At 59.8% G+C, this 17,276-nt stretch carries 19 protein-coding genes; 15 read left to right on the top strand and 4 right to left on the bottom strand.

Features of this window, described 5'->3' with window-relative positions; translation table 11 throughout:
• Positions 1 to 13: 13 nt before the first annotated feature.
• Complete coding sequence (locus ACYQ6M_RS03795; RefSeq protein WP_460072224.1) at positions 14 to 2,161, bottom strand: putative bifunctional diguanylate cyclase/phosphodiesterase; 2,148 nt, start codon at positions 2,159 to 2,161, stop codon at positions 14 to 16.
• Positions 2,162 to 2,344: 183 nt separating this feature from the next.
• On the opposite strand from ACYQ6M_RS03795, the gene ACYQ6M_RS03790 reads away from it, so the two are divergent.
• The gene (locus ACYQ6M_RS03790) at positions 2,345 to 2,734 is read left to right on the top strand and encodes a DUF6665 family protein (protein ID WP_228866475.1); all 390 of its coding nucleotides are present in this window, start codon (positions 2,345 to 2,347) and stop codon (positions 2,732 to 2,734) included.
• Between the two features lie 224 nt (positions 2,735 to 2,958).
• Positions 2,959 to 3,963, top strand: coding sequence for a DUF1402 family protein (locus ACYQ6M_RS03785; RefSeq protein WP_205838363.1), 1,005 nt, complete (start codon positions 2,959 to 2,961; stop codon positions 3,961 to 3,963).
• 131 nt (positions 3,964 to 4,094) lie between these two features.
• On the opposite strand, the gene ACYQ6M_RS03780 is transcribed toward ACYQ6M_RS03785, so the two are convergent.
• On the bottom strand, positions 4,095 to 4,784 hold the full coding sequence (locus ACYQ6M_RS03780) for an MBL fold metallo-hydrolase (RefSeq protein WP_460072222.1): 690 nt from the start codon (positions 4,782 to 4,784) through the stop codon (positions 4,095 to 4,097).
• A gap of 169 nt (positions 4,785 to 4,953) precedes the next feature.
• Here ACYQ6M_RS03780 and ACYQ6M_RS03775 point away from each other — a divergent pair, with 169 nt between their 5' ends.
• The 8 genes from ACYQ6M_RS03775 (at position 4,954) to ACYQ6M_RS03740 (ending at position 11,252) form a co-directional block, all read left to right on the top strand.
• Positions 4,954 to 6,051 (top strand): DUF1176 domain-containing protein, encoded by a 1,098-nt coding sequence (locus ACYQ6M_RS03775; RefSeq protein ID WP_460072220.1) that lies wholly within the window; start codon positions 4,954 to 4,956, stop codon positions 6,049 to 6,051.
• Between the two features lie 214 nt (positions 6,052 to 6,265).
• Positions 6,266 to 7,105 carry a cold-shock protein gene (locus ACYQ6M_RS03770; protein WP_460072218.1) on the top strand — a complete coding sequence of 280 codons (840 nt, stop codon included), beginning with the start codon at positions 6,266 to 6,268 and terminating at the stop codon, positions 7,103 to 7,105.
• Between the two features lie 236 nt (positions 7,106 to 7,341).
• Complete coding sequence (locus ACYQ6M_RS03765; RefSeq protein WP_460072216.1) at positions 7,342 to 7,869, top strand: GNAT family N-acetyltransferase; 528 nt, start codon at positions 7,342 to 7,344, stop codon at positions 7,867 to 7,869.
• On the top strand, positions 7,866 to 8,714 hold the full coding sequence (locus ACYQ6M_RS03760) for a 23S rRNA (adenine(2030)-N(6))-methyltransferase RlmJ (RefSeq protein WP_168684786.1): 849 nt from the start codon (positions 7,866 to 7,868) through the stop codon (positions 8,712 to 8,714). The genes ACYQ6M_RS03765 and ACYQ6M_RS03760 overlap by 4 nt, the downstream gene beginning before the upstream one ends.
• Positions 8,715 to 8,811: 97 nt before the next feature.
• Positions 8,812 to 9,258, top strand: a complete 447-nt coding sequence (locus tag ACYQ6M_RS03755; RefSeq protein ID WP_208984223.1) for a hypothetical protein — start codon at positions 8,812 to 8,814, stop codon at positions 9,256 to 9,258.
• 29 nt (positions 9,259 to 9,287) lie between these two features.
• A complete protein-coding gene (locus ACYQ6M_RS03750) occupies positions 9,288 to 9,944 on the top strand; it encodes a ribonuclease T2 family protein (RefSeq protein ID WP_460072214.1) in 657 nt (218 codons plus the stop codon).
• 47 nt (positions 9,945 to 9,991) lie between these two features.
• Positions 9,992 to 10,642, top strand: coding sequence for a glutathione S-transferase family protein (locus ACYQ6M_RS03745; protein WP_460072212.1), 651 nt, complete (start codon positions 9,992 to 9,994; stop codon positions 10,640 to 10,642).
• Positions 10,643 to 10,790: 148 nt separating this feature from the next.
• Positions 10,791 to 11,252 carry a DUF6165 family protein gene (locus ACYQ6M_RS03740; RefSeq protein ID WP_460072210.1) on the top strand — a complete coding sequence of 154 codons (462 nt, stop codon included), beginning with the start codon at positions 10,791 to 10,793 and terminating at the stop codon, positions 11,250 to 11,252.
• On the opposite strand, the gene ACYQ6M_RS03735 is transcribed toward ACYQ6M_RS03740, so the two are convergent.
• Entirely contained in the window at positions 11,187 to 12,020 is an 834-nt protein-coding gene (locus ACYQ6M_RS03735; protein ID WP_460072208.1) for an FkbM family methyltransferase, read from the bottom strand. The genes ACYQ6M_RS03740 and ACYQ6M_RS03735 overlap by 66 nt on opposite strands.
• A 173-nt stretch (positions 12,021 to 12,193) precedes the next feature.
• Between ACYQ6M_RS03735 and ACYQ6M_RS03730 the strand changes: the two genes are divergently transcribed.
• The 5 genes from ACYQ6M_RS03730 to ACYQ6M_RS03710 all read left to right on the top strand — a co-directional run bounded on the left by ACYQ6M_RS03730 (position 12,194) and on the right by ACYQ6M_RS03710 (position 16,799).
• Entirely contained in the window at positions 12,194 to 12,961 is a 768-nt protein-coding gene (locus ACYQ6M_RS03730) for an FkbM family methyltransferase (RefSeq protein ID WP_460072206.1), read from the top strand.
• A gap of 22 nt (positions 12,962 to 12,983) precedes the next feature.
• Entirely contained in the window at positions 12,984 to 14,363 is a 1,380-nt protein-coding gene (locus tag ACYQ6M_RS03725) for a tetratricopeptide repeat protein (protein WP_460072204.1), read from the top strand.
• Between the two features lie 139 nt (positions 14,364 to 14,502).
• The gene (locus ACYQ6M_RS03720; RefSeq protein ID WP_460072202.1) at positions 14,503 to 15,084 is read left to right on the top strand and encodes a hypothetical protein; all 582 of its coding nucleotides are present in this window, start codon (positions 14,503 to 14,505) and stop codon (positions 15,082 to 15,084) included.
• Positions 15,085 to 15,100: 16 nt separating this feature from the next.
• Complete coding sequence (locus ACYQ6M_RS03715) at positions 15,101 to 15,886, top strand: hypothetical protein (RefSeq protein ID WP_460072200.1); 786 nt, start codon at positions 15,101 to 15,103, stop codon at positions 15,884 to 15,886.
• 91 nt (positions 15,887 to 15,977) lie between these two features.
• Positions 15,978 to 16,799: a hypothetical protein gene (locus tag ACYQ6M_RS03710; protein WP_460072198.1), complete on the top strand. Its 822-nt coding sequence runs from the start codon at positions 15,978 to 15,980 to the stop codon at positions 16,797 to 16,799.
• Between the two features lie 130 nt (positions 16,800 to 16,929).
• Here ACYQ6M_RS03710 and ACYQ6M_RS03705 read toward each other — a convergent pair whose 3' ends face one another.
• Complete coding sequence (locus tag ACYQ6M_RS03705; protein ID WP_022998030.1) at positions 16,930 to 17,154, bottom strand: tautomerase family protein; 225 nt, start codon at positions 17,152 to 17,154, stop codon at positions 16,930 to 16,932.
• Between the last annotated feature and the right edge of the window lie 122 nt (positions 17,155 to 17,276).

Genomic DNA, 17,276 nt, shown 5'->3' with positions numbered 1-17,276 from the left:
CCGCAGCCCTGCCTCAACTGCGTGCGGCAAGAGGCGAACGAAGGGAAACCGGGCCATCGTCTTTATCGTTGACAGGTTCACTCTTCGAAGCTGCCGCTTTGCGCGTTGGTTCCGCCGGTTTGCGCGCCTCGTTTTGCACGGGGCCGCCGTGCTGGATCAGGCGATCGACCTGCGATGGACGCCCCAGCAGAAAGCCCTGACCTTCGTCGCAGCCTTCCTGTTGCAGGATCTCCATCTGCTCTTCAGTTTCAATGCCCTCAGCCAGCACCGGAATGTCCAGGCTCTTTCCGAGAGCCAGAACGGCGCGCACGATCGCCTTGGACTGGCGGTCCTGCTCCATTTCGCCAACAAACGCCCTGTCGAGCTTGATCTTGTCGAAGGGAAAGGTCCGCAAGGTTTCAAGCGAAGAATAGCCTGTGCCGAAGTCATCCAGTGCAAGACCGACGCCCAGATCCTTGATCTGGCGCATGATGTGCAGCGAACGGGCCTTGTCTTTCACAAGGGCGGTTTCCGTCAGTTCCAGTTCCAGGCGGTGCGGTGAAAGTCCGGTCGTCACCAGGGCTTCATGCACCAGTCGTGGCAGGTTGGTGTCCATGAACTGTACGGCGGAAACGTTCACAGCAACCCGGTAGGCCGGTTCCCATCGCGAGGCGTCCTCGCAGGCCTTGTTGAGCACCCAAGCTCCAAGGGAAGCGATCAACCCGTTTTCCTCGGCAACGGGAATGAACTCGGACGGTGAAATCGGGCCGATTACGGGATGGGTCCAGCGAAGCAGGGCCTCATATCCCCGGATGCCCTGGCTGGAATTCAGCGACATCTGCACCTGATAATGGATCTCGAGTTCGCCCCGCTCTAGCGCCCGTCTCAAATCTTCTGCCAGTTGCCGCCTGTTTCGAACCGTTGCACCGATGTTGGCATCGTAAAAACAGATCGTTTCGAGAAACCCATGCTTGGCGTGATACATGGCAAGGTCGGCATTGTTGACCAGTTCGTCCGGCGTCTGGGCATCGTCAGGCCAGATCGCTGCCCCGAGGCTCGCGCCAACGATGCCGTCCATTGCCCCTATTTCGATCGGGCGGCTGAAAACGCTCTCTATCCGTTTGGCAAAAGACAGGATTTCATCCTTGTCGCTGAAGGGCTTGATGGCTGCGAATTCATCGCCGCCGAGGCGGGCGATGAATTCATCGTCGCGCAGGATCTGCTCCATGCGCCGGGCCAGGATGCGCAGAACCTCGTCACCCGCAGCGTGGCCAAAGGTGTCGTTGATTTCCTTGAAGCGGTTCAGATCGATCCCGATTACCGCCAGCTTCTTGCCGGGGTTCAAATACCCATCGAGATTTCCGGCAAGCTGCCTCTGGAAGCTCGTGCGGTTCGGCAAGCCCGTGAGTGCGTCATGAGCGGCAACATGGTGCAGTTGCCGCCTGGATATGGCTCGCACATTGTTGTCGATCAGGAAGCTCGTCAGCCCGGTGCCGACAACGAGCAGGGCAACAACGGCAATTGCCAACGCAAGGGCAAGGGCAGCACCGTTATCGACCTCCGTGAAATTCTGCGACATCGGGATGATCCGCAACGCGGTCATGCCGGTGAAATGCAGGCTTACGATCCCGGTCACCATCAGGGCAACGGCAACCCAATACCGACGAGAGCCCAGGTAGGTGCGCCAGATCAAGGTGATCGCGGCAGCGGACAGGGCCACAGACAAAAGGACGGACGCGACGATGTAGCCGAAGTCCCACTCGACGAGCCCTGTGATCCGGTAGGCGAACATCCCGGTGTAATGCATGGCCGCAAATGAAATTCCGACGAGAGCCCCACCCATGCCGGTCAGGATCTTTCCGCTACCGAGGCCGCTGACCACGAAACTGACAAACAGCCCGACAATCGCGATCACAAGCGAAATGAGTGTCAGGGCCGGATCAAACGAGACCGGAGCGGTCGACTCGTAGGCCAGCATTGCAACGAAATGCGTGGTCCAGACACCGCCTCCACCGGCAACGGCAGCCAGAAACTGCCACCCGAGACGCTGTGTGCCTTGCGCACGCACACAACGCCGCAACAGCCGCAGGGTAACGGCCGATCCAAACAGACAAACGAGAGCTGCGAGCCCCACAAGCGCGATGTTGTGCTGATAGAAGATGCAGCCAAGCACATTGAACATGGTCGGGAATGATCCGTATAAATGCGTAGATAATCGGGTAGGTAGCACCTAAAAGTTACGGTTGAATTGACTAATTCCCGAGAAACAGATCGACCTCCCGGCCCCTCCCGAGGCCGAGCCTCACCGCGTTTCAATCGACGTCGGCTCTTGCGGAAAAAGGCTTGCCTTGAAAGGAGCCGTCGTGTGACCCTGCGTGAGATTGCCGCAACAGTTTCCGACGTCATGACCGTACGCCCACCTCAACTGACCAGACCTGCCGACAAGGATCCGCTCTCGGCAGCCCTCGAGAACGAGATTCTCAACGAGAAGGCATCCACGCTTTCGCGGCTTACCAAAAAGCTGGAGACGGCTCTCGCCGATCTGAAATCGGCGGAAGACGGTTCCGAAACAGATAGCGAAACCCTGCAAAACCGGCTTGCCGACGCCGGTGAAGCGCTCTGGCATGTCACCATCCAGCGCGAGTTATGCGGCTTGCGTCAGCACCGGGCCTTCTACGATTTCCTGGACGTTCCAAAGGCTGTCCGCCTGCGCATGGGGCCTGCCGCGGCCTTTCGTTCGGCACCCGGCTCCTGACAATCCACCGGGCTGTGACCGGTATCACTTCTTTGTTGATGTCCCTGCCCTAGAGACAGGAACCGGTTGCATCTTCGCGGCTGCGGTGGTTTTTTCTGGGGGCTTTTTGCAAGATGAGTTATTTACAGTCGCATCCAGCGAGCTATGTGAACCAACTGGAGCTCGCCGGCACGACCGCATTTGGTCGGCGAGAAACACAAGATAAAGCCAGGCGCAGAAAAATTATGGTGTGCAGGAAGACCCGTCATCTCGGCCGAATTTCCAGACTGGTGACTGGATGTCTGGTTTTTGGCCTGCTCCTGGCTCCTTTGGCGCTGCCTCTCGCGACAAGTACGACCGTGCAAGCCCAATCCGTACGGGTGGTGCCGGAAGGCAACCGGTTCAAGAGCCAGCCGAAGATCCCCTTCGCCTCTTCGCGCCGTACCGCCGCCTCCAAATCATCCTACGATGCCAAGTTCGACAAGGTTCTGGCCGTATTGAAGCGTGATCGCCGCCTGATGGGGTCCATCAAGCGCGTCTCCGCCCGCTACGGCATCGACCCGATCCACATCATCGGCGCCATCGTCGGCGAACACACCTACAACTACGACACGCTAGACAGCGCCCAGTCCTACTACGTCAAGGCTCTCGCCTATGCCGGCATCCGCTTCGACTTCGAGCTGAACGGAGTGCACGTCGACAAGTTCGTCGAACGCCCGGAGTTCGAACGCTGCCGCAAGGACCATGTTCAGAAAAGCTCGGACCGCCGCTGGTCCTGTTACGAGAACGTCTGGAACGGCAAGTTTCGCGGCCGTTCGGTTGACGGCGTCCGTTACCCGAAAAAGAACTTCAACGAAGCGTTCTTCCAGCCGCTCTATTCCGGCCAGAGCTTCGGCCTTGGCCAGCTGAGCCCGCTCACGGTCCTCAAGATGACCGACCGGGTTGCCAAGCAAAGCAACTTCCGCAAGCTGACGGCAGCCGATTCAGAGGCGGTCTACAAGGCCACCATGGACCCGAACATCTCGCTGCACTACATGGCCGCGATCATCCAGGACTCCATTGCCGCCTATAAATCCGTCGGCAAGGTGGATATTTCGAAAAACCCTGGCCTGACCGCGACGCTCTACAATCTCGGCGATCCCTGGGGCCGGGCTGCGAAATACCGCCGCAGCGGCCAAAGCTGGCCGCAGGAAAACTACTACGGCTGGCTGGTCAATGATCGCATCGACGATCTGAGAGCCCTGCTCTGACAGGTAAAGTCGCCAGCCTTCGCCCTTACAGCACAGCCGAACCCCTAACGACGCCAGGCTACTAGTGTTTCGACCCGCTGAGGGCTGCCCGAAGCGGGCAGTCCCTTGGCGGATCAAGGCCTCACCGCTCTTCAGGTCAGGAACGGATTGGTCTCACGCTCATGGCCGATCGTCGAGGCCTGGCCGTGACCTGGAAGAAAGGCGACATCGTCACCAAGCGGCAGCAGCTTTTCGCGGATCGACTTGATCAGGGTCGCATGATCGCCGCCCGGCAGATCCGTGCGACCGATGGAGCCGGCGAACAGAACATCGCCGGAAATCGCGAAACGCAGTTCCTTGTCGAAGAACACCAGGTGACCGGGTGAATGGCCCGGGCAATGCAGAACATCGAACATCCGCCCGGCGATTTCCACCTGGTCGCCTTCAACCATCCAGCGATCCGGCATCACGGGCTTGACGCCTTCCACGCCAAATTGCACTGCCTGGTCCGCCACCCTGTCGATCAGCATCTGGTCGGCTTCGTGCGGCCCCTCCACCGGCACCTTCAGCGCTTCGGCCAGGTCGGCCGCACCGCCAACATGATCGATATGACCGTGCGTGAGAACGATCTTTTCGACATTCACGCCCTGCTTGTTCACCGCTGCCAGGATCTTGTCGACATCGCCGCCCGGATCAACCACCGTTCCGCGCATGGATGACGGATCCCAGATGAGCGAACAGTTCTGCTGAAACGGCGTAACGGCAATCACCATCACCTGGATTGGCGGCATGCCGTCTTCCGGATTTTCACCCCCACCGGAGTTCGTCGTGTCCTGCGCCATGGTAGCCTCCTTCAACAGCGGCCTCGCACGGCCCATTGTAACAAATACGGGACAACACCATCCGGTGTCGTGTTTCTGGTCAATCGCGGCTTCACCTGGCCGCGTGCATTTCGTACAAGATGTATGGACCTGTTGGAAGACGCCAAGCACATTCGGATAGCCGGAGCTGATGACGCCACGACTGTTGACATTGCTGATGACTGTTGCCGCAGCGCTTTTGGGCGCTTCGAGCACGATGGCGCAGCCTGGCCGGACGACGCCCAGCTTCGAAAGCTGGACGGTCGATTGCGGCAATACCGGCGTGTGCTTTGCCTCCTCGTTCACCCGCAGCCAGTCGGTCTGGGTCGATGTGCGCATCGTCCGCGACTGGCAGGCGGAGGCCCAGCCTCTTGTCCGTGTAACCACCAACACCGAGCTGCCCAAGGACGGCACCTTGAAATTCGAGGTCGACGGTACTCCGATCGAGGCCCTGCCGATCGAACAGCTGCGCGAGATGCAGCCGGCTGTCAATCCGCCAGCCGGCTTCCGGCCGCTCGGTGGAGAAGGCTTCTGGTATCCGACAGGCCCGGCGACAACGACGCTGCTTGACGCCATGCGCAAGGGCAAGGAGCTCACCATCAGTGTACCTGCGACCACCGGAACCGACCCGGTCGCGGTACCCGTCCCCCTCCTCGGCCTCAAATCCAGTCTGTTGTGGCTCGACAATCGCCAGGACCGCACCGGCACCGTTGCTGCCATCGTCTCCCCCGGCACCGATCCAGCCAGGGACGCCCCGCACGCCATTCCGCTGATGAGCGCCGACCAGCTCCCGCCGGAAGTGGCTGCCGTCTGGTCTGCCAACCGCCTGTGCTCTGAAATCGACCCGACCATCTTTGCCAGCCTGAATGCCGTTCGGGTGCCGCTTGCCGACAGCGCCGCGCTCTACATCATCCCCTGCGGGGCTCCAACCGCTTACAACAGCCCCTATGTAGCTGTCCTTTCCGGCAAGGACGGCGCAGCCCGTCAGGTGCATGTCGCCCGCATGTCGGAAAAGGGTCCGGTCGCAACGGATCTCATCTACAACGCAAGATGGATTCCGGCCGATCAACAGCTCGTAAGTTACTTCAAGGGTTCAGGAGTTGGCGAATGCGGCCTGTGGAACCGATGGGTGTGGAACGGCACCGGCCTGGTGCTGCTGGAAGAAGCGGCCAGGAAAACATGTGACGGTACGGAACCTGACTTGTCCAATTGGTCAAGTACCTGGCCTCCGAAAAACGCTTCCAATTAGCGCCTGCACCAAGGATTTTCTTGCGATTTTCCCTGTCCCGCCCTTATGATGATAACGCAGCGGCTGGAGAGGGATGTGGCAAGATTGTTTCAACCCGATCCCAGAATGTTGATCAGACGCACGGAGTGCGCCTGAGTGTGGTGACTCGACTGTGAAGGCGGGTGAGGTTGGTCGTTATGTGCCGAAAGGGCGCAACAATTAAGGTGATTCGGTAATGCACGATGGTGATTCGGACCGGCGGTCGCGTGGTCGGCGCGGCGGCAAGCGCGAGTTTGGCGGTCCGCAAGACTTCGGCAGTGATTTTGGCGGAAGCGAGTTCGGTGGAGACTTCTATGGCAGCGGCCGGGATGGCGGCTACCGCGGCGGACGCGACAATGATTTTGGTGGCGGCTACGGCCGCGACGACAATAAAGAAGGCGGCTATGGCGGCGGCCGGGGCGGTTACGGCGGCGGTGGTGGCCGTGGTGGCTACGGCGGTGGCGGCGACCGCGAAGGCGGCGGCGGTTACGGCGGCGGCGGTGGCCGTGGTGGCTACGGCGGCGGCGGACGTGAAGGCGGCGGCTATGGCGGCGGCGGACGCGAAGGCGGCGGTTATGGCGGCGGTGGTCGCGATGGCGGCGGTTATGGCGGCGGCGGCGGTGGCCGTGGCGGATACGGTGGCGGCGGTGGCCGTGAAGGCGGTTACGGCGGTGGCGGACGCGGCGGATATGGCGGCGGCCCGCGCGAAGGCGGCGAAGGCGACGGCTTCCGTCAGCAGCGCCCGCGGCGCGACATGCCCCCGGTCGAGCGTGGCCCGCGTCAGTCTGGCACCGTGAAGTTCTTCAAGAACGACAAGGGTTTTGGCTTCATCACTCCGGACGAAGGCGATGCGGATGTGTTCGTGCACATTTCCGCGGTCGAGCGGTCCGGTTTTGCCGGCCTGGACAGCGGACAGCGGGTGTCCTTCGAGACCGAACCGGATCGTCGTGGCAAGGGCCCCAAAGCGGTCAACCTGCAGGCGCTTGAAGAAGGCGACGCACCGCAGGAAGACGACGGCGGACCTGCCGAAGAATAAGCTCCCCTAGCCCCTGCCACACAGAGGCTTGAGAGCATGAAGCAAGTGGGCGCAGCCTTGCTGCGCCCACATTCTTTTTACCGACAATGCCGGCACCGCCTCCCCCGACCTGACTTGGAGCCGTGCCGGTTTCCCTTGATCCTCAGCAGTAGCTGCTATCAACGGATCCAGCGGACATCTTTCCACTTCCTGCCGAAGCCCCTATAAGGCGGGTCCGAAATTCACCGTGGTGCCCCATGCTTGCCGTTTCATCCGATACCTTGACCATCCGACCGTTCCTGCCGGGCGACCTCGGCGCGTTGCTGCCGCTGAACAATGCTGCTGTTCCGGCCGTCAACGAACTGACAGCCGAAGAACTGCTTGATCTGGTCAATTCCGCCCTTGTCTGTCTTGTTGCAGTCGTGGACGACACGCCTGCAGGTTTCCTGCTGTGCCTGGGCGACGGCGCCGGCTATGACAGCCGCAATTATCAATGGCTGAGCGAACGCGTTTCAAATTTTGCCTACACCGACCGGATCTGCGTCGACGAGAGTCTTCGGGGCAAGAAGATCGGCGACGCCCTTTACGGCGCCCTGTTTGAACGTTTTGCCGGCAGTGGTCGTGTTTTCGTCTGCGAAGTCAACGAACGCCCCGCCAACCCGGGCTCGATACGGTTCCACAGCCGTCTCGGTTTCTCGGAAATCGGCAAGGCAGACCATGGCGACAAGGCAGTTATCTTCTTCAAGCGCGATGCTGAACCTGCCTCCGGGAACCCGTCCGAATGAACTACCGCCATGCCTATCATGCGGGAAACATCGGCGACGTCCTGAAACACGTCGTGCTGGCCCGCCTGATCGCCTATTTCCAGCGCAAGGACAAGGCCTTCCGCATCCTCGACACCCACGCGGGCATCGGTCTGTACGATCTCAATTCGCAGGAGATGCAGAAGACAGGTGAATGGCAACTGGGCATCGGCAAGGTGCTTGAGGCCGATATTCCGCCTCAGATAGCCGAATTGCTTGCTCCCTGGCTGACGGCAGTGCGCGCGCTCAACGACGGCGACGCGCTGAAGGTTTATCCGGGCTCGCCCATGGTCGCACGGCAGTTGATGCGCAAGCAGGACCGCCTGACGCTTACGGAACTCCACCCGGCGGATTTCAAGACGCTCGCGGATCGGTTCGCAGGTGACCATCAGGTCAAGACCATCCACCTGGACGGCTGGCTTGCCATGGGAAGCTTTCTGCCCCCCAAGGAAAAACGCGGCCTTGTGCTGATCGACCCCGCCTTCGAAGTGACGGACGAATTCTCCCGCATGACCGACGCCGTGGTGAAGGCCTACAGAAAATGGCCAGGCGGCACCTATGCACTCTGGTATCCGATGAAGGATGTCAGAGCGATCCGGCGCATGCATGGCGACTTCGACGAAGCTGGCCTGCGCGACGTACTGAGCCTCGACCTCAACGTTGGCAAGAGCGGCCCGGACACCAGAATGCTCGGTTCGGGCATGACACTGATCAACGCCCCTTTCACGCTTGCGGAGGAAATGCGCCTGGTTCTGCCCTGGTTGTGCGACGTCCTGCACCAGGGACCCGGCACCAGCTGGAACGTAACGCAGCTGATCGGCGAATAAAGCCCCTACAGTGACACTTTTACCGGGATCGAACCTTGACCTTCCGACCCGGCTCCCCCATCGTCTCCTACACAGTTTGATTTCCGGAGTTTATGCCGTGAGTATTGCCCGATCCGTCTGCTTGACCCTGTCAGCCTTGGCCTTTTGCGCAAGCTTGGCTGCACCGGCTGCCGCGAATGACGACCGTGTCTACTTCTCGTTTGGCAGTGACAAGCGCTTGCCGGATTGCACGGCCGCATCCGTTCAAAGTGCCGTCGCAGGCACCGTCGCCCGGGCTCGCAAGGATTATTACGGCGGCCGCACGATCCTGAGCATCGACGGCATCAGTGAAGTCAACAACAGCGGCAATGACGTCAGCCCGATCGAGCGCCGCTACTGCAAGGGCACGGCCAGCCTGTCGGACGGCACCATTCAATCCGTCCACTACATGGTGGAAGAGCACGCCGGTTTCGTCGGGCTCAGCTGGAATGTGGAAGCCTGCCTCGCGCCTCTGGACAAGTGGCGGGTCTACGGCGACCATTGCAGCACGGCGCGCCCGCACTAAGGCCACGGCTTCCCCAAGAAGGTTGATCCATGGCGCTGCACGGCCATATCGGAAGACTGTCCGCCTGCCTTCTGGCGGGACTTCTGAGCCTGCCAGCCTCTGCTGATCAGTCCGGAAAATTCGATTTTTATGTCCTCGCCCTGTCCTGGTCGCCGACCTACTGCAAGCAACAGGGCGCGGATGCCAATCCGCATCAATGTGATGTCTCCAAGCCCTTTCGCTTCGTCGTGCATGGCCTGTGGCCCCAATACGAGCGTGGCTTCCCGGAAAGCTGCCCAGGCGCACCGAAGCGCATCGACCGGCAAATCGCCGTTTCGATGGAAGATATCATGCCGAGCCACAATCTCGTCTTCCACGAGTGGCGCAAGCATGGCACCTGCTCCGGCCTGACGCCGGAAGACTACTTCGATCTCACCCGCGAGGCTTTCGACAAGATCACGATCCCCGGGGCCTTCCGCACACTCGACAAGCGCGGCAAGGCAGCACCCGATACCGTTGAGAAAGCCTTCCGGCTTGCCAATCCGGGCCTCAAGGAGGACGGGCTTGCCGTCACCTGCGACCGGGGCGAACTTGAGGAAGTCCGCATCTGCCTCACGCGGGATCTGGAATTCCGCGCCTGCCGCGAGGTCGACAGATCCGGCTGCCGTGCCGGCAGCCTGTCCGTGCCGCCCCCCGGCGCACGCTAACCGTCTTAGACACCCCAACCGCCTTCTTCTTTCAGGAGTTCGGACCCATGATGAAACTTCGCTCGTCTCCCCCTTCGCCTTTCGGCCGCAAGGTGAAGCTCGCCCTGTCCATTCTCGGCCTCAAGGGCAAGGTCGAGATCGAAGACGCCAACACTGCCGATCCCTCTGACAGCCTGCGCAGCCAGAACCCGCTCGGCAAAATCCCGGCACTGGTCCTGGAAAACGGTGATGTTCTCTACGACAGCTCCGTCATTCTGGAATACCTCGACTTCCTGGCAGGCGGCGGCAAGCTGTTTCCGGAGGGTGAAGCCCGGTTTCCGGTCCTGCGCGACCAGACACTGGCGGACGGCATCATGGATGCGGCCATCCTTCGGGTCTATGAGAAGCGCTTCAAGGAACCGAAGTACCGTGATCCGGCCTGGGACGCCTATCAGGCAGCCAAGATGGATCGTGGCCTGAAGCACTTTGAAGACAACACGCCGCCTGTTCCGGCAACCGCCGCAGACGTCAATGCCGGCTCCCTGACGCTCGCCTGCGCCCTCGGCTACCTGGATATCCGTTTTGCCGGCGAATGGCGGCAGACCCATCCGAAACTTGTGGCCTGGCTGGACGCCTTTGAAGCAGCCGTCCCCGCCTTCACCCACACCAAGGTGCCGCCTGCCCCCGTTCCGGACAACGCCCCGGCCCTGCTGCAGTAATCGCCTGTCTGCAGCAACATGCAATCAGCCAGCTCCTGGTGACGCAGGGCTGGCTTTTTTTGTTCGGAGGGAGGTTCAGTACCCCTGCTTTGCAAGCACGCCAATTAACGGACCAGCGACTTGATGCTACAGTTCTGAAACAAGCGGGATGAACATAAAGGCATGTGTCTTGGTCGACATGATCTACATACCGATTTCACCGGCTGAACTCCTCGACAAGATCACCATCCTTGAAATCAAGGCCGACCGTATATCCGCTCCGGAGAAACTGGAACACGTCCGCTTCGAATTGGCTTCGCTCAGCGAGATTTACGACCGGCACATGCCTGATACGGGCCAGGTCCACACCTGGAAGGCCCGGCTGAAAAGCCTCAATGAAAGTCTGTGGAGTTTCGAAGACGACATCCGCAACTACGACCGATCGCAGGATTGCAAGGACCGCTTCGTGGATCTGGCACGACGCATTTACCAGACAAATGACAAACGCGCGGCACTGAAGCAGGAGATCAATACGGAACTCGGGTCTCGTATTGTCGAGATAAAATCATACGCCGCCGTCGGCAGTCTGCAGAAACTCCCCTTGTCCGTTCAAGACGAACACGAAGTTTGAAAACTGGTAGAAATTCGCCAATGGATCTCTCGGCTCCCGCCGCGTCCAACCGTTCGGCAGCAACTGATAGACGTCGTATTCTGGAAGCATTTCCGCGAAGTCGTTCAGCGTCCTGCTGCGGAACATCTGGTGCCAGTTGAACTCCATCTGGATGAACCGCGGCCTGATTTCGGAAAACACCCTGGCAGCCCCTTCGAACACTTCGGTCTCAAAGCCTTCCGTGTCGATCTTGATAAGATCTACCGCCGTTATTCCGGCTACCCGGCAATAGGTATCAAGCGACGTCACCCGCGCCTTCACCGTTTGCTCGTTTGTGACATAACTCACCTTCTTCACCTCCTGCGAGAAGGAGGCAAGAACAGGGTTCGTTGCATCGAAATGCAGTATCCCCTCGCCGTCGAAGTTACCAACCCCGACGTTTTCGCAAACGATCCTGTCGCCGTACGCCTGCGTGTTTCGCACCAGCTCTCCATGCGTTGAGATCAGCGGTTCAAAGGCAATGACGTCGGCGGACGTGTAGTTCAACAGATCAAGACTGTATCGGCCGACATTCGCACCGATGTCGAAACAGAGCCTCGGTGCAGTGGCGGCCAGGATCTCTTTCACGAAGAAGGTCTCGCCGCTCTCCAGATTGTTGTAGCCCCGCGCCGACAAGGCGGCATTCAGCAGATAGTCATTCAGCTGGGCCAGATCCGGACTGTGCCGGTTGGCGATGTACCACTCCAGGAATGCCTCGGTCAGGCTGGATGCGGATGTCTGGTCTTTCATTCGCGCCGTCACCTTTCGCCCTCTCCAGTGCGTGCTCCTTGCGCCCCCTTACAGCGGGATCATCAAAGACTTTGAATTTGGGCAGCACCCTGAACTAACCTAAGGTAACTTTCGCATGGATTTGAACCATTCAATTCAAAGCAATTTCAAATCAGCCAGGACCTCACTGCCTCATGACCATGCCGGAATTCTACAGCGAGTATTCTCCGCAAGCCCTGACAGACCTTCGGGAAACGCTTGTCGGTCAGCTGAAACATGTTTTCGGGCCGAGCCGGGGCGGCTTGCGGCACGAGATCTGGGCCGTGGAAAAGGCCCTGGGCATGCACCAGCAGTATTTCAGCCAATCCGGCCAGGACAAGTTCCTGAACGACGAGGTTCTGAAACACCGTACAGGCGGCGTTTTCCTGGAACTTGGCGGATATGACGGGCTCACTGGTTCAAACAGCCTTTTCTTCGAAAAGGAACTTGGCTGGACCGGGCTTTTGATTGAGCCGTCACCGGCGAACTTTGCAAAGGCGACGTCCGTCCGCGGCTGCGCGTGCCTTAACGCCGCGGTCGGCTCGCCGACACCTTTCGCGGATTTCCTGGAAATCCGAGCCGGCTACACCCAAAGCGGCGGTCTGCTCGCAAACATCGCTCCGGACCTTCTGGAGAGGATCCGGCAGCACCCCGAGCACGACGAGCGCATTGCAAAGATACCGGTACGCTCGATCAGGGAGATACTGGCAGACGCGGGAATTGAGCGTATCGATTATGTGTCTCTCGACGTTGAAGGCGGCGAGATGGCTGTCCTGGAAGAGTTTCCCTTCGAGACCATCCCGGTCGAAGTGTGGACCATCGAGAACATTACCGACAGTCCCGAGATCCCTACCTTCATGGCCGGAAAGGGATACGAGGTGATCGAGTTTATCGGCATAGACGAAGTCTACAGAGCAACGTGAACGGGACAGCACAGCAGGCCAAATGACCAGAGACCCCGGCCCCCTGACGGCAGATGACTTGTACGAAATGGCGCTGCGAAGCTTCGGCCGGGAGCAATGTGCCACGGCAATTGCCTATGCCGATGCCTGCCTGAAGCTCGCTCCGGGTCATGTGGACGCCTGGCTGTTGCAGGCGGAGGTTCATCTTCTGGAGGAGCGGGATACGGCTGCACTCGCCTGTCTTACCCGGGCTGCTTCCATCACGCCGCCAAGCATCGTCGCCCTGCACCGCCTTGCTGCGCACTATCTGCGCCTCGGACGCCCGGAAAATGCCTTGGCCGTGGCAGAACAGCTGAAAAACCTGCAGCCGGACGATCCTGAAATAGACTATGTCCTGGCCGTCGCCCGCTCCAGATCAGGCAGGCACGGCGAGGCATTCAACATCTTTCAGAGGCTCTTGCACGACGATCCGGACGACGCCGGTTCAGCTATCGAAGCCTCCTGGCTGGCTCTGGGGCAAAGGGACTATCGGCGTGGCTGGCCGCTTTGGGAGCATCGCTTCGGCGCCGGCGTCACTCCGGCCGCCGTTCACCACCTGCCCTTCTGGGACGGATCTCCGCCAACGGAGAGGAAAATCCTGGTTCTGCCCGAGGGTGGGCACGGCGACATCATCTGGGCGGCGCGGTTTCTGCCAGGTTTGAAGGCTGCCGGCGCAAGCGTCCATTTCCTGTGTCCCCCGGCCCTGTCGCACCTCTTGCAGAACCTTCAAGGTGTCGACATCTGGGTCGAGAATGTTGAAGAGCTCCCTGGGTATGGCTGCGAGTTTCAGATCTCGCTTCTGTCACTGCCTTATCTGCTTGGTGTCGAAGATCCGTCCCGTTACCCACCTCCGCGCCTGAAGTGTGATCCGGCGTTTGCTGAAAGGCGGGACGCCTTGCTTGCAAGGGCGAGAGCACCGCTTCGTGTCGGCATCCTCTGGTCGGGAAACGTGGACTACGGTGGCAACGCGGACCGGGCAGCACACCTCTCGGATTTTCTGCCGCTTGCCGAACTGCCCTTCGTTCAACTCTACAGCCTGCAGAAAGGGCCGCCCCATCGCCAGCTCATCGAAGGCGGGTTGGGTGATCTTGTCATCGATTGTGACGATTTCGATTTTGCCGAAACCGCCGCCATGATCCAGTCGCTGGACGTCATCGTGATGACCGATAGTGCTGTGGGACATATTGCCGGGGCGATCGGCACACCGGTCTGGCTTCTGCTCGACACTTTTCCCCACTGGTATCACTGCTTTGAGGGAGATCGTTCGGACTGGTATCCGGGCATGCGTTTTTTCCGGCAACAGCATCCGCGTGACTGGAGCAATGTCGTCAGGAACGTAGGCGAAGCTCTGAAAGGAGTTGCGGAAAGCAGAGGCATTTTGTAACTTTATGTCAGTTTAGCACTTAAATCTTTTATAGTATTTGGTTCTTGAGGGATAAGCTTTGGTTGACCGAAAGAAACCGGGGATCGATCAAGATCTCGTAAAACTGGGCGCAGGCAGAAGACCGTCAGCCGACAGCTCCATGGGCAGTCGGCCCGGACAGATGCATTCCGAAACCCTCACCGCCGGTCCGGCTGGATACGCTCCCTTCTCCAAACGGCCGGCGATGAACACGATCTATGCAGGGCATCCGGGCGCGCGGCGACCGGTGATGGACACCATCTATGCAGGTCATCCAGGCTATCGCCGACCGGTGATGGATACCATCTACGCTGGACATCCCGGTCATCGCCGACCTGCGATGGATACCATTTATGCCGGCCATCCCGGTTTCCGGCGGGCAGCTATGGAGACCGTCTATGCTGGTGGCGCAGGCTACCGCCGACCGGGAATGAACACCATCCACCCGGGACATCCCGGCTCACGGCGCGCGATAATGAACACCGTCTACGGGGGGCGCGCGGGGTCACGGGTTCCAAACGCAAATACCGTCTTCTCACCGGGCTACGGCGTTTCTCAAATTCAGACGCGGCAAGTCACGGATCCCTTTACCCGCCAGCCCGTGACCGTTTCCTACAACACCGTCACCGGCCTTTATCTCGACAAGAGCCTCAATCGCTGGCTCCCAGCTCCGCCCTGGATCAGTGCACAATTCCGGCGATAACAAGGGCGGTGCTCCCGTGCTGAGTTTCAACGTTACCGTCGATGCAAGCGGCGGAAACACTGAAGGCAGCGGGCCGGCAACGATCGGCTGGCTGCTGGCGGGTGACGAATCCCAACTGGTCTACAAGCCACCGCAAAGGCTGAAACAGCCCTCAGCCCCGCGCCAGCGAACCCATGCCAAATCCGTGACAGCCTGTCCTGCGGTCCTGGGGCTCGAAAGCAGGCTTTTCGAAGTACTATGTCCTTGCGACCTTTCCCTTCAGATGGCCGAAACCGACTTCGGTGAACCCGTGGTCGTGAACGCCGACGGGCCAATGTCCTCGGTTCGAGACGATGTCTTCGCTCACCTGATCATCCTTCATCCGCGCGAAGAATGGCGCTCGCCCGACCGCCCCATCCTGCAGATGCGCCTGCCGTATATCTTCGTTGCGGACGACCCCACCTACATGTCGCAGCTGCCACCGTTTCAGCATGTCGGGAAATCGTTGCTTCCCGGCCTGATGATACCGGGAAGGTTCCCGATCAACGTCTGGCCGAGAACGCTGACATGGGCGTTCGAATGGCACGATATCTCCGCCCCCCTCATCCTGCGCCGCGGAGACCCGCTGTTTTATGTTCTTTTTGAAGTCTATCCGCAGTCTCGCGCCATCCAGCTGGTGGAAGCGGAACACACTCCGGAGCTGCAAGCCTATCTGCAGCAGATCAATGGAGTCGTCGGCTACGTGAACCAGACCTTTTCACTGTTCAAGGAAGCAGAAGAGCTGCGACCGGCGCAACTCGTAACTCCAAAGAAAGCACCATAGGAAACCGGTGAAACTCTGCCGAGGTCCTGACGCCTGACCCGAGACACCCGGAATCCATGCCCCGGCATCACCTTCAGAGAGGCAACAGGAAATGGCGAATGAGGCCGACGGAGCAACACCGCTCATCATCATGATTGCCATGCCGACCCGCGGCCAGGTCGAACTGCCAACGGTTCGCTCCCTCATCGCGTTGACGCAGGAGTTCCAGCACCACGGACTGCCGTTTGCGTTCGAAACCTATGGTGCCGCAAACCTCGTCATCAACCGCAACCACCTTATGAGCAAATTCCTCGCCCACAAGCAATTCAGCCACATGCTGATGCTCGACTCCGACATGGAGTTCACGCCTGCGGCCGTGTGGCGTCTGGTCGCCTTCGGCGGCGACTTCGTCAGCGCCTCCTACCCGCAGAAATATTACAACTGGGATCTGCTCCGGCAGCTGATTGAAGCGGAAACCGCCCTGCCGGAAGCGGAGCGAAGCCCGATGGAACAGCTCGTTTCCCGCAGCATGACCTACAATCACCAGCTTCGCGACTATGACAACACCGACTGGCACCCCGAGCACCGGGATGGTTTCATCTCCATTCCCGCCGGAGGCCAGGGCCTGACGCTCTTGAGCCGGAAGGTGCCGGAAACGATGGTGGAACGCGGTGTCGTCACCAACTACCCCGACATGTCGCTGATCCCCGCCCATGCCGACATGGAGTATTACGACTTCTTCGGCCACCTTCCGACGCCAAGCGGTCGGTTGTTCCTGCATGAGGACCAGAGCTTCAGCCTGCGCTGGGTACGCGGTTGCGGCGGCACCATCTGGCTGGACTACCAGACCGAAATTCGCCATGCGGGGCTTCATACGTTCGACGGCAGGTATTCCGACAAGCTGCAGGACGATTTTCCCTCGCTTGAGGTTTGACGGCAGGTGATGCGTTCAGCATGGAAGCAAGGGTCTCATTGCGCATGAGCGCCTACCGGCATCTTCCGTTCAAAACGCAAAAGGCCGCGCCACAAGGCACGGCCCTTCTTGCAACAGATTTTTTGCAGCGTCAGGCGACTTTCTTGCCCGACATGGCATGAACGTCCGCGGCGCCCAGGCGCTGACCGCCAATGGCCCAGTCACCCTGCTCGACTTCCATGATGCGAACCCAGGTGACCGGGCGCATGGCTTCGCCTTCCACGGCGACCATGGCTTCGGTCACCTTTTCGATCAGCTGGTGCTTCTGTTCGGGGGTGAAAACGTTCTTGATGACATCGATCGTAACCAGCGGCATTTCATATCTCCTAGTTCAAGTAACAGTGTTTCCAAGCAACATCGGACGTTCCCGATGAACAAGAGATACGCCTTACCCAGCGGCAATGCTTGACGGGGACGTGAATATAACTGACCTTTTCA

Source organism: Roseibium sp. ROS1 (assembly GCF_054658215.1).
The sequence above is the reverse complement of the archived record's forward strand: the minus strand, read 5'-3'. Positions and strand labels throughout refer to the sequence as shown.